At 36.9% G+C, this 12,738-nt stretch carries 9 protein-coding genes; 6 read left to right on the top strand and 3 right to left on the bottom strand.

The window, feature by feature from the left end:
• Nucleotides 1-22: 22 nt before the first annotated feature.
• The gene (locus FG27_RS00675; protein WP_156101170.1) at nt 23-994 is read right to left on the bottom strand and encodes a hypothetical protein; all 972 of its coding nucleotides are present in this window, start codon (nt 992-994) and stop codon (nt 23-25) included.
• Between the two features lie 433 nt (nt 995-1,427).
• Here FG27_RS00675 and FG27_RS00680 point away from each other — a divergent pair, with 433 nt between their 5' ends.
• From FG27_RS00680 to FG27_RS19500, 3 genes are read left to right on the top strand one after another with little or no spacing between them, the layout of a single operon-like run.
• Nucleotides 1,428-2,132: a tyrosine-type recombinase/integrase gene (locus tag FG27_RS00680; protein WP_369794080.1), complete on the top strand. Its 705-nt coding sequence runs from the start codon at nt 1,428-1,430 to the stop codon at nt 2,130-2,132.
• A 2-nt stretch (nt 2,133-2,134) separates the two neighbouring features.
• Nucleotides 2,135-3,259 (top strand): IS91 family transposase, encoded by a 1,125-nt coding sequence (locus FG27_RS00685; protein WP_037314187.1) that lies wholly within the window; start codon nt 2,135-2,137, stop codon nt 3,257-3,259.
• Nucleotides 3,260-3,261: 2 nt separating this feature from the next.
• A complete protein-coding gene (locus FG27_RS19500; protein WP_255351501.1) occupies nt 3,262-3,384 on the top strand; it encodes a hypothetical protein in 123 nt (40 codons plus the stop codon).
• 174 nt (nt 3,385-3,558) lie between these two features.
• Here the strand turns inward: FG27_RS19500 and FG27_RS00690 are convergent, their stop codons facing one another.
• Both FG27_RS00690 and FG27_RS00695 read right to left on the bottom strand, forming a co-directional pair.
• Nucleotides 3,559-4,269, bottom strand: coding sequence for an N-acetyltransferase (locus tag FG27_RS00690; protein WP_156101171.1), 711 nt, complete (start codon nt 4,267-4,269; stop codon nt 3,559-3,561).
• 162 nt (nt 4,270-4,431) lie between these two features.
• The gene (locus FG27_RS00695; RefSeq protein WP_037314222.1) at nt 4,432-4,710 is read right to left on the bottom strand and encodes a hypothetical protein; all 279 of its coding nucleotides are present in this window, start codon (nt 4,708-4,710) and stop codon (nt 4,432-4,434) included.
• 720 nt (nt 4,711-5,430) lie between these two features.
• Here FG27_RS00695 and FG27_RS00700 point away from each other — a divergent pair.
• The 3 genes from FG27_RS00700 to FG27_RS00710 are packed head-to-tail and all read left to right on the top strand — an operon-like array spanning nt 5,431 to nt 12,728.
• Nucleotides 5,431-8,421 (top strand): SusC/RagA family TonB-linked outer membrane protein, encoded by a 2,991-nt coding sequence (locus FG27_RS00700; RefSeq protein WP_037314225.1) that lies wholly within the window; start codon nt 5,431-5,433, stop codon nt 8,419-8,421.
• 10 nt (nt 8,422-8,431) lie between these two features.
• Nucleotides 8,432-9,838 carry a RagB/SusD family nutrient uptake outer membrane protein gene (locus FG27_RS00705; protein ID WP_037314228.1) on the top strand — a complete coding sequence of 469 codons (1,407 nt, stop codon included), beginning with the start codon at nt 8,432-8,434 and terminating at the stop codon, nt 9,836-9,838.
• A 1-nt stretch (nt 9,839) separates the two neighbouring features.
• Nucleotides 9,840-12,728, top strand: a complete 2,889-nt coding sequence (locus FG27_RS00710) for a pitrilysin family protein (RefSeq protein WP_037314231.1) — start codon at nt 9,840-9,842, stop codon at nt 12,726-12,728.
• Nucleotides 12,729-12,738 lie beyond the last annotated feature (10 nt).

The raw sequence follows: 12,738 nt of genomic DNA on the forward strand, positions 1-12,738 counted from the left end.
AACGGCGGAGCCGTCTACTCGATTAGCTGCTGCCATTTTCCGAGTTATTATTCCTTTCAATCATTTTATCTACTAATTCTTGGAAAGCAACATCTCTTCTGTCGAATGATTTTTTCGTTCCAATAGTTTCCCCTTTGTCAGTTAGCATATAAGTTAATTCCCATTCTTCTTTTTCGTTAAACATAAATTGTATTTTCTCTGCTCCAAAAATGTTTTTTGAGGTTTCGACTTTTTGTTTAATTGAGTCAACTTTACTTTTATTAAATGCACCAACTACAAAATCAGGATTATTTGATTTAATTAGCAATTCGATTATTACGCTTTCTTCGTGAATTTCAAATATAAATGTGATAGGTCGTAATTTTGGAATTGCTCTTTGAACCATTCCAATAACACTTGCTCGGACAAGTTTATAAAATTTAGCAACATCTTCTCCAATTGCTTCTCCAGTCTTTTCAGTTACTTTACTGGCAATTATTCCGATTCCTACAGCCAAAATCCCAGTTAATTTTATAACCATTTCTGGGTCTGGAATATGAGACTTTCTTAATAAATGTTGTTTAGAAAATTCAATTCCAGAAGCTTTTTCAATGTCATCCACAAAAGCCTCCATTTCTTCTCTATTTTCAAAATTTGAAGGGTCAGCATTTATTTGAATTTTATCAACTACATCTGGTTTTGCCTCTGCAAAAGGTTTACCACCATTTTTAAAATATTCAATGTATAGTAGGGAACCATCTTTTAATGTAGTTTGTTTTCTTTCGTCAAAATATTCTCTGTAACCAACTAAATAATATTCTCCATCCTTTCCTTTTATAACTTCTGCATCAGTTATGCGACCTAAAGGTGGAAAAGACATATCGTGTTCAAGTCCAACTCTCGGATTTCTATCAGAATTTACCATTTTTGCCGCATCTTCAAGAGCTTTTTTGGACATTCTCATTCCGTGTAAGTCAATATGCGTTGACGATAATGTAATTCTTTCTCTATTCATTCGCGGATGTTTTTTTTGGTTGCAGCTAACGGTCTCGTATAACCGTCAGTTACGGATTTAAAGTTAATAATTTTCGGTTAAGAACTGGCGTTAGCAATTCCGAGTGGATTCGGACGTAGTCGAATCCGCCGTAATTGCGGTTATACATTGTTGAACTAAACCTAAAGGTAGCTTCAAGAGATCGCTAAATCACTATTCACTACCTTTAGGTATTGTGTAATTAATTCATTGAAAGTTATGAAAAAAAAGTAGTACCCTCATTGAAAGGGCCTGTAATTCTGTACCCGAGTTTGATCAGCTGTACCGTAAATTAAAGCGTTCCGTAGCACTCGCCGGCAAAAGCCAAAGTACCCTTACCAACTATGCCCGCTGCCTTGCGCATATGTCCCTCCATTTTAAATGTAGTCCCCTGGACCTCGATGAAGAACAGGTTTTGGACTACTTGCACCTTCTAAAATCCCAGCACAAAACACCATCGGACAGTTTCTTTAAGCATACGGTCTATGGTCTTCGCTATGCCTATCGAATCTCCGGGATGAAAGCGATGCGGGTCATGCTACCTTCCATTGAACGGCCCCACAAACTCCCGGTGGTGTTAAGCCGTAGCGAGATTAAACAACTGCTTAAAACTCCCAAACTTCTCAAACACCGGTTGGTACTGGCAATGCTTTATGGCTGCGGCCTTCGCTGCTTCGAACTTCGTGGCTTGCAACTCAAAGATCTGGATTTTGATCGTAAGATGCTTCACATCCGCCAGGGCAAAGGCAGAAAAGACCGCTATGTTCCTTTATCCCAGATGCAAATCCGTGGCCTAAAAAAATATATCGCTGCAGACCATCCTACCACCTGGTGTTTTAATGGCAACGACAGGAAAGGTGATCCAGCCCAGTTATCTGCCATGGGGGTGCAATGGATCGTTCGGGAAGCCCGTAAACACAGCGGGATCCAGAAAGATATCACTACCCATAGCCTTCGGCACAGTTATGCCACCCACCTTTTGGAGATGGGATTGGATATTATCAGTGTCAAAGATTTACTGGGACACGCAGATATCCAAACCACGCTCACCTACCTTCACGTGGCACAACTCGGTAGGCAGAAGCCGTTCAGTCCGCTTGATCGGCTCTACAAGGAGTAGCCGTGAAACCTGCTGCTCACGAGGTGGCCCAGGTACTGGAAAGGAACACGGAATCTTTATCCAAATACTGTTACAACAGCTGGCAGGCAAGAACCCTGCACGCCTTGCGTAAATGCCGCACTGCTGCCCTGGGTGGCCATATCGACCGCTGTAACAACCCTTCCTGCCATAGGCTCCATCTTAGTTATAATAGTTGCCGGAACCGCCATTGTCCCAAGTGCCAGGGACATAAAAAGGAGGAATGGATCCGGGCACGGGAAGAAGAACTCCTAAACGTGCCTTACTTCCACGTGGTCTTCACATTGCCATCAGCGCTCAACCGCCTATGCCTGTACGAACCTAAAAAAATGTATGGCCTACTCTTCAAATTAGCCTGGCAGGTGGTTCAGGGTTTTTCATCGAACCATAAATTCCTGGGTGCCAAACCGGGGATGATCGCCATCCTGCACACCTGGGGGCAAAACCTTTCTTTACACCCACACCTGCACTGTATTGTTCCCGGGGGTGGTATTGCTCAAAGCGGTCAATGGAAATCTGCAAAAAGCAAAGGTAAATACCTGTTCCCGGTTAAGGCTATGAGCACCGTTTTTAGGGCTCGTTTTGTGGCTTCCCTTCGCAAGGAACTGGAACCGCAATCCAAAGACTTCTACGAAAGCCTTTTTAAAAATGATTGGGTAGTTTATTGTAAACAACCCTTTTTAGGTCCAGCCCAGGTGGTGGAATACCTCGGTCGCTATACCCACAAGATCGCCATCAGTAACCACAGAATTAAAAACCTGGATAATGAAAGCGTTATATTTGCTGTAAAGGACTACCGCCACGGGGGAAGAAAATCCTTGTTGCGTTTATCCGATGCAGAATTCATCAGGCGGTTCGCGCTTCACATACTTCCCAAAGGATTTGTTCGCATACGGCATTATGGAATCTTGAGTTCCTATCATAAAAAAATTACACTTACCCAGCTACAGAAAAGACTGGGACGAGTACAACTCACAGAGCGTAAACCACTTCAACACCGCCTGTGCCCGGTATGCAAGAAAGGAAAATTGGTGACCCTTACTACCTTTACCCCGCGAGGCCCACCAGGATACTGGATGGAAAAACTAAGAAAACAATCAAATAAATAAGTATGAAAAACGATCCTTCCGGGCGTAACAGGAAACCTATGGCTCAAAACGATCAAAATTGTATTAAATCCTATAAGTACCAGGGAAAAACCATAGTAAAAAGCAGCTTGACCTTAGGTCAATAGCCAAAAGCCGATATCTTGCATAGAGGCTAGGTTTACTATCCGACAAATACTACCTCCTAAAAACAGACTAATCCCCATATATGGCTGACCGGCAAAGAACCGGTTTAGTCAACAGGGCGTTCATGTTCGGCCGTTCCGGCCACACGAACGCTTAGTTATTGTGCTTAGTATTTTTTATTGACTTACTTTTCTAATTATCATAAATCCTGGATAGTCGCATAAATCTATTCGTAAATATTTAACTTTAATTGATTTTAATTTTTCTCCATTTAGGGTTAATTCCGTATGCCAATCTCTTGAAACAGGGAAAATTATTGGTCGTATTAAAGTTTCATTATCTGCTTTGAAATTCAAATTCCAAATCCACTTTTCATTTTTTTTGTCAGCTTGATGTGTTCCGCAATTCCATAATTTAATTGTCGAATTTCCATCTGTCTTTTCAGTCGATTTTAAAGTTTCTACAAGTGGTTTAAACATATAAATTTGTGAATCATCAATAAATTTTGGAAAATTTTTGAAACCTACTTTTTTCCAAAATTTCTCTGAATTTTCGGGTTGACAATATAATTTAGCAACTAAAATTCCATTTTGTTTTAAAATATCTAAAGTTCCGTCTATTAACTTTTTCGCAATTCCTCTTTTTCTTTCCGATGGTTTTATCTCTGCAATATCAATCTCTACATCTAAGTCAGAAGCTCTAAATACTACAAATCCGATTGCATAATCATTTTCCGTTATAATATTTAATCGTTTATCTCTAAAAGCTTTTGGTATCATACTCCAATTTGAGTAGAATCCACTTCCAGAATTATTCCACTCCTCAATCAACCAATTTTCAATATCAGCAAGATGTTTTTCGGTAGGATTAAAGTTTAATTTTAGCACGATTTCAATATTAAGCACAACTCGTTATATCCCAAATAATTTATTTTTTTAATAAGAAATATGCCGGGATAAACGCAGTTTTCCCAAATATAAGACATTAAAGGGAAAGGAGATTACGGGTAATTGTAAATGATTAAAAATTGTAGTTTAAAAAATTATTGATTATCGGAATAAATCATTGTCGAAAAATTCTACAAGATTTATCCCGATAATATTACAGAATTCTTGAATAGAATAAATAGTAATACCTCTACCAGATTTAGCACCAGTTTTTGGATTGGTTTTGATATGACTTTCCCAACGATTTATGATTTGTTTTTCAACATTATACTTTCTAACAAAATCCATTTGAACAGGACCTGTTGTTTCTTCACGCAATTGTTTAATTCTTGTAGCTATTTTATTAGCAAGGATAATATTCTCTTCGGTAAGTTCAGCCATATACGGCAATGTCGAAAAAGTAAGAAAAAATATAGTAAACCATTTGGCTTACTATATTTATTTTTATATATTTACTTCATTATAATATATTTGCGAACTTCTTAAAATAAAATATTAGAAGCATTCGCTTTGAATCTCAAGTAGAAAACTGGTAATTTTTAGCAACGAGATGATAAGCAAGGATGCTCACGACCTAGGCGTGGGCTCTCTTATCGTTGCAAGGTATACCAGTACCTCTACTTGATAAGTTGAGTCTCCACGCTTTTTTTGGTTTATACTCGCCTTAATTTTCAAAGTAATCTTCTTCAATTTATAATAAAGTCTCGCTTACATTAAAATACTTCCTTTAGGCCATAATGGCTGACAGTAGCTATTACTGTATTCACTAATTCTTGTTTGCGGGAACAAGGAAATCTTATAAACAATCCCGTGGGTTGCTGTTATGTGCCCTAATATTTATAACAGCTTTGGGTGGGACAAGCCCACTAGCCCCCAATGGGGGGAATAAAATAGTGGGCTTTTGGGAAAATTTGATTTGGGTTAATAGGTGTTAACGCAAAGGGTCATTAAGTTAGCGAAAAAAATTGTTATGTAAAGAAAAAATGAATTAGCCTTAGTTAAAGGTGTTAAGCCAAAAAGCCTTCCCCTAAGATTGGAGTCTGAGCGGGGAAGGCCTAAGCTTAAATAAAACAATGTTTCATTAAAAACACACGTAAAATTATGAAAAATAATTACTCGCGCCTCAAATGGGTGGCGCTAATTATTCTTGGTGGGATACTCTTCTTCCTATCAAAGTCTGCACAGGCAGCAACCATTACTCCCCTTCCCTTGCAGCAGCAAGCAGTAGTGGGTGTAGTACAAGATCAGAACGGCCTTCCCATTCCAGGCGTAACTATAACGGTTAAAAATACCAGTAGAGGAACAGTAACTAACCTGGATGGCGAGTATAGTATTACTGCCCCTGCCAATGGGACTTTGGTTTTTTCTTATATAGGTTTTAAAACTGTAGAAATTCCGGTAGATAACAACGAAGAAATTAGTATTCAATTAGAGGAGGATGTTTCTGCCCTTGGTGAAGTGAAAATTAATGCTGGTTATTATACCACAACTGAAAGGGAACGTACAGGGAATATTTCAAGAGTTACCGCAGAGGAAATAGAACTACAGCCGGTGGTGAGCCCCATACAAGCCTTGCAAGGGAGAATGGCTGGGGTTGAGATTACTCCCGGAGGCAGTAATCCAGGGACAGCTTCCACCATTAGAATAAGGGGCACAAACAGCCTTCGAGAAGAAGGAAATTTCCCATTGTATATTATTGACGGTGTCCCTATTAATTCAATCCCCGTAGAGACTAACACTATAATAGGGAATGCTGGTTTAGACCCACTCAACAACCTTAATGTTTCCAATATAAAAAGTATTGAAGTTTTAAAGGATGCTGATGCTACTGCTATATACGGGTCGCGTGGGGCTAACGGGGTGATCTTAATCACCACCAAAAAAGGAAGAGGAATTGGCACCGGCATCGAAGCAAATTTTTATACCGGTGTAACGACTGTCCCGAATCGATTGGATTTATTAAACACCCAAGAATATCTAGAAATAAGAAGAAGAGCTTTCGAGAATGATGAAGTTGAACCGACGGAGAATAATGCTTATGATCTATTATTGTGGGACCAGGATCGGTACACTGATTGGCAGGATTTTTTATTTGGGGGCACATCGGAGACCACTAATGCCAATTTAACTTTCTCAGGAGGAGACGAATATACTTCTTATAGATTAGGTGGTTCTTATTTTACCCAGGGTACGGTCTATCCAGGAGATTATGATTATCAAAAGGTAACCGGTAATTTAAATCTTAATCACCAGTCAAAAGATGATAAATTCAATTTAAACCTTTCGGTTAATTACGGGGTAGATATTAATAATTTAGTAGGGAATATAAATCTTACTTCATCCATTTCAAGGCTGCCCCCCAACGCACCTGAAGTTTTTAATGATGATAATACTTTAAACTGGGAAGAGTGGTCATTGGCCGGTTTGGATAATCCACTTGAAGGGAATTACAACAATAGTGTAACTACCACAAATAACCTTATCACCAACTTAAGTTTATCTTATAAACTTATTTCCAATTTACGATTTAAAACCAATTTAGGTTACACTTCATTTGATAGTAAAGAGAACATAAAGTTACCGAGACGTTCTTATAACCCGGCAGAAGCTATTGACAATAGTTCATCACATCTATATACCAAAAGGAAATCTTGGATTATAGAACCGCAGCTTATCTATAATACGAGCATAGGAAAACTAAGTATAGAATCTATTATAGGTGCTACACTGCAGGAAAATAACAGTAATCGAATAAGGTTTCAGGGAAGTGGTTATTCCTCTGAAATTCTCATTGGAAATTTAGCAGCTGCCGAAAGAATTCTAAATGCTGAAAGTGTAACTACAGAATACAGATACAGTGCCTTGTTTTCACGCATAGGTATCAACTGGCAGCGCAAATACTATATTAATTTAACGGGGCGTCGGGATGGTTCTTCACGATTTGGTCCGGACAACCGTTTTTCAAATTTTGGTGCAATCGGAGCTGCATGGATTTTTTCTGATGAACCATTTATAAAAAAAGCATTCCCGTTCTTATCTTTTGGTAAATTTCGAGGCAGTTTTGGAACCACAGGAAATGACCAGATTGGTGATTATGGTTACCTTGATGCCTACGAGGCTACTGTTGGACCAGGAGGTTTATACCCTACCACACTGGCAAACCCCAATTATTCATGGGAGGAGAATAAAAAGCTTGAAGGTGCTGTAGAGCTTGGCTTTTTTGAAGATAAATTTAGATTAGGTGTAAGTTGGTACAGAAACCGATCTGACAACCAGCTGGTCGGCTATCCTCTTCCGGCTATTACAGGGTTTAGCTCAGTCCAGGCTAATCTCCCTGCCACTGTAGAAAATACAGGCTGGGAAATTGAGGCTACTAGTGAAAACTTCAGGAATGACAATTTTCAATGGCAAACTTCTTTTAACATAAGTTTTCCTCGTAATGAATTGGTAAACTATCCCGACCTGGAACAATCATCTTTTGCCAATACCTATAAAGTTGGCCATCCTTTAAATATATCGCTTTTGTATGAATATACGGGACTTGATCCTGAGACTGGATTTTATACAGTACGGGATGTTAATGATGACGGCAGTTTTGATTATCAGGATCGAACAATAATACAGGATTTGAATCGAGACTTTTTTGGTGGTATAAATAACTCCTTCTCCTATAAAAATTTCTCATTTCAATTTTTATGGGAATTTGTAAAACAAAAAGGACGGTTTACTGTCTTTAATGCAGGTAGGCCTCGGAATGTATCGACTAAGGTTTTACCTGCTTTAGAAAATGAAGGTAATTACCAGACCATTTCTCAATCAAGACAGGCAAATACTGCATTTAACTTTGTAGAAAATTCTTTATTTCCTATCCAGGATGCTTCATTTCTTAGATTAAAAACTATTTCTCTCGGCTATAATTTATCTGAAGAATTTCTAGATAAAATAGGCATTGAACAATTGAGACTTTTTACTCACGGACAAAATCTAATCACACTTTCCCCTTATGAAGGAATGGATCCTGAGTTTCCTTCTTCTGGCTCTAGTTTTAGAACGTTGAAAACAATTACTGGAGGCTTACAAATAATTTTTTAAAACTAATCTTATGAAAACGAAATTACCAATAAGCATTTTAACGATTTTGATCTTGAGTTTTTTATTAATCTCCTGTGAAGATTTCGTTGAAGTAGATTCTCCCAACAACAAATTAATTAGAGACGAGGTTTTTGGGAGTGATGAAACTGCTATTAGTGCCATGCAAGGTATTTATAATGAACTGTTTGTTGCAGATTTTAGTGGCGGTTATACCCGTAGCGTCACGTTTCTATCTGGCTTATCGGCGGATAACATACAGAATATAACAACTACCAATCCTGAGCGCATGGCGTTTGAGGAAAACGAATTATTCCCAGACAACCAAAATAACCTCGCTTTGTGGTCAAGTGCTTACAACATAATTTATATGGCTAATTCCTATATAGAAGGAATAGAGAATGCAGAAAATCTCTCTCCAGATCTTATTTCGCAATTAAATGGAGAAGCAAAATTTATTCGAGCATTCACCTATTTCTATTTAGTAAATCTTTATGAGGAAGTGCCTCTGATTTTAAGTACAAATTACCAGAATAATGAACTGGCACCAAGAGTCTCCGCAAGTGAAATCTATAAGCAAATAATAGATGATTTAGAAATTTCCAGGGAATCATTAACTGTGGAGTATCGAAATGCAGATCGGACCCAGGTTAACAAATTTGCTGCTACTGCCCTATTGGCCAGGGTATATCTATACTTAAAGGATTGGGAAAAAGCAGAAGAACTAAGTTCGCAAGTTATTGCTGAAGAAAGCCTTTATGAATTACCGGATGATCTTGACGAGGTTTTTCTAGCCAATAGTAGAGAAGCTATATGGCAAATTTCCCCGTTAGGAAATGGATCAATCGTTACTCATACCAATGAAGGAAATCTTTTTATAATAGATCCTTTCTTTTCCTTCTTTGCGATTGCTAAACTTCCGGAAAGTTTATTAACCGATTTTAGGCCAGAAGACAAAAGATTATTGAATTGGATAGATTATAATGCTAGTAGGGATGCCTATTTCCCTTATAAATATAAAATTAGAAATAGCAGCGAACTTCCAATCCTGGAAAACTCGATGGTATTACGCCTGGCAGAGCAGTTCTTAATTCGATCTGAATCCAGGACTGAACTCAATGACCTCCCAGGGGCTAAAGAAGATTTGGATCAGATTCGAACTAGAGCTGGTCTGGATCCTATATCTGAAATATTTCCGGAATTGAGTAAAGAGCAACTATTAAAGGAAATAGCAGATGAGCGCAGAAGGGAATTATTTTCGGAATGGGGTCATCGGTGGCTAGATTTAAAACGAACTGGAAGAGCCAGTACAGTTTTAGGAAATAGTAATCCTACGTGGGAAGATACAGATGTACTTTATCCAATACCTGCCCAGGAGCGAATGAAGAATCCCAACCTTTCTCAAAATCCTGGTTATTAAAATGAAAAATATATGTATTATTTTTGGAGTTTTAGTAACACTCCTTTCTGAAGTTGGCTACTCTCAGTATAATCTAGATAGTACTACAAAAACTAAGGAAATAGATACCAGTATCTTACATGGTGTTTTAGATAATGGCTTAACTTATTATATAAAACCATTAAACAATGTATCTGGTGAAGTTAAAATGAACTTCATTGTGAAGACTGGTAATTTTAAAGAAAAACCTCACCAAAATAATTTTGCTCACCATATTGAACATTTAGGCTTTCGGGAAACAACGAATTTCCCGGAAGGTTTAAAGAGTAACGAAAAACTACTGGTATCACTGGGAATGAATGCTCGGGATGTAAGTGGTAAAACCGGAGGAAAAGCAACTGTTTATAATTTTGAAATTCCCCGACCCAGTACAAGGTCAATATTGGTTGGACTAAAATGGTTCCGGGATATTGCTACAGAATTAAACTTGTCAAAAAATAATATTAACAGAGAAAGAGGGGTCTTATTGCAAGAATATTTAGCAATGTCTGCATCCAGGGAGGAGTTAGCTACAGAAGAAATTTTAAATGGTAAGTTATTCCCATGCATGCATAAAGATAATCAGAATTTTATAGTTCATAACAAGACCTTTCCTTATAAGGATTTACAAAAATTTCATAGAAAGTGGTATCGCCCAGACCTTATGGCTATTAGCATTGTGGGAAATATTGAAAATCCAAAGGAGTTAGAATCCCTGATCAAAAAAAACTTCTCAGCCATTAAAAGAAGAACTAAGGTTCTTAAGGAAGAGAATTGTACTGAATTATACTTTAATAGCGATCATAAATTTTCAATTGTCAAAAGAGAAGTAAATTCAATTAAGAAATCTTTTGGCAAACCCATAAATTTAAACCTCTATTTTAGAGATCAGACTACTTTAGAGAAGCGAAATTCTTTATCTGGTTATAAAAGTCTGCTGGAAGCTCATTTTATTACTAAGATTCTAAACACGCGTTTTAGAGAAGAAGCGAAGGTTTACAACCACAACGCAAGAAGATTTAGTATCCATACTATGGAAACAAAAACTTCCAATTCGGGAAAACCGGAAAGCGCTTTAAAGGTTATTATCAGAACCAGAATGCATGAGGAAGTAGCAGCCCTTGAAAAGACTATCTCTATAATTCAACAACTTAAGAAATATGGAATTTCAAAAAGAGAATTAGAAAAAACCAGAGAACAATTTCTAAAGGATTTTTCCTTAACTCAAACAAGAAATACAGATTATTGGCTTGCAGAAATCAAAAAACATTTTGTATATCACGATATATTACCTAAAAATAAAAATGCCTGTACCAGGGATATTATAGCGAATTTCAGCAAAGAAGAGATCGATAAAAGCATCCAGCGATTATTCTCAAATGAACCCGAAGATATAGGAATTATTTTACCTCTAGATTATTCTAGCCTTATAGAAAACGAAAAACATGTTCGAAGAAAAATAAGAAGTGTGTTTAAATCACCAGCCAATCAATATCAAATTCCTCAAGCTCCTGCCAAATTACTAACTGAAAAAGAGATTCAAGAACTAGAGCCACGAAAAATCGCATCAACCTTTGAAAAAAGCAGTAATATTCAGGAGTATGTTCTTGAAAACGGCCTCAAAATAGTATTAAATCCGTTAAAACGTAATTCATCCTCAGGCAAATTATCACTTCAAGGCTTTACCCCATTCGGGGCAGCCTGTTTCCCTAAGAACGACTATTTTTCGGCTATATATGCGCCTTCCATAGTTAAAAATACAGGAATAGGGCAGTTTTCAAAATTTGATCTTGAACGTTATTTTCAAAAATTTAATTCAATTCAAACTGGTATTTATCCTTACATTTCTTTTAAAGAAGCTGGTATTAAGGGTGAAGTTACTAAGGAGGAATTTGAAGATTTCTTACAAATAATCTTTTTATATTTTTCACAACCTCAAATAAATGAATTGGCATTTAAAGATTGGAAACACCAAAGTTTAAGCAATTCCTATAATTCTTTAAATCCTGTGAATGATTTAATTGATGCCATAAATAGGCTCACAAAAGATTCGACCCAACCACCATATTCCTCAGATAGAATAAAAGGAATTAAAAAAGTGAATTTAAATCGCGCTTTCGAGATTTATAGAGCTCTATTTAGCAGTGCGGAAAATTTTACTTTTATTGTTACTGGTCATTTTGATAAAAAAGACATTCTTCCCTTACTCCAGAAGTATTTAGGAAACTTACCCAATCATAAAAAATTAGAATGTTCCAATCAGAGGCATTCAGAAACTTTAACTCAAGGACCTGTTTTTAAAAAGGGTAACATTTCGGATTTGTATACCAATATAAACTCCTATTTTGGTTTGGAGTTTGTAAAACCTCGTGCGAAAAAGGATACTTGGAAAGAAGAGGTTAAGGTAAAGGTATTAGGGATGATTCTAAACGATTTATTATTTAAATTCCGGTCAGATGAAGGACTTTCACTTTATCACTACGGAGCTGGCGGTAATTACAATAGACCTCTAGGAAGGTATGAAATCATGTTTAGATTCAATTGTGTCCCTGAAGAGCTTCCTAAAATTAGGAACTTAACCAAAGAACTTATAAGTAATATAAAACTGGGAAAAATAGATCAAAATATTTTTTCTAACGCCATAAATAAGCTTTTAGCTCAATATAGTAGAATAAATCAAGAAAAGCTTAGTAATAAATTGGACAATTTATACAAGCATTATAGGTATGGTGAGCGAATAAATGGTTCCAAAGACTGGGAAGAATATTTAAATTCTTTAAAAAGAGAAGATATTACAAATACTGCAATAAAATATTTAAAAGAGGATCATTCATATGAATTAATATTGCACCCAGAAGAGTTAGCTGAATAGAAATAAGATA

Origin of the sequence: Salegentibacter sp. Hel_I_6 (assembly GCF_000745315.1) — a bacterium.
Classification (GTDB): Bacteria; Bacteroidota; Bacteroidia; order Flavobacteriales; family Flavobacteriaceae; genus Salegentibacter.

What these genes read in the sequence shown, in the direction of transcription:
- FG27_RS00700 (WP_037314225.1), top strand. Translation starts at nt 5,431, where the DNA reads ATGAAAAATAATTACTCGCGCCTCAAATGGGTGGCGCTAATTATTCTT.
- FG27_RS00705 (WP_037314228.1), top strand. Translation starts at nt 8,432, where the DNA reads ATGAAAACGAAATTACCAATAAGCATTTTAACGATTTTGATCTTGAGT.
- FG27_RS00710 (WP_037314231.1), top strand. Translation starts at nt 9,840, where the DNA reads ATGAAAAATATATGTATTATTTTTGGAGTTTTAGTAACACTCCTTTCT.
- FG27_RS00675 (WP_156101170.1), bottom strand. Translation starts at nt 994, where the DNA reads ATGAATAGAGAAAGAATTACATTATCGTCAACGCATATTGACTTACAC.
- FG27_RS00695 (WP_037314222.1), bottom strand. Translation starts at nt 4,710, where the DNA reads ATGGCTGAACTTACCGAAGAGAATATTATCCTTGCTAATAAAATAGCT.
- FG27_RS19500 (WP_255351501.1), top strand. Translation starts at nt 3,262, where the DNA reads ATGAAAAACGATCCTTCCGGGCGTAACAGGAAACCTATGGCTCAAAAC.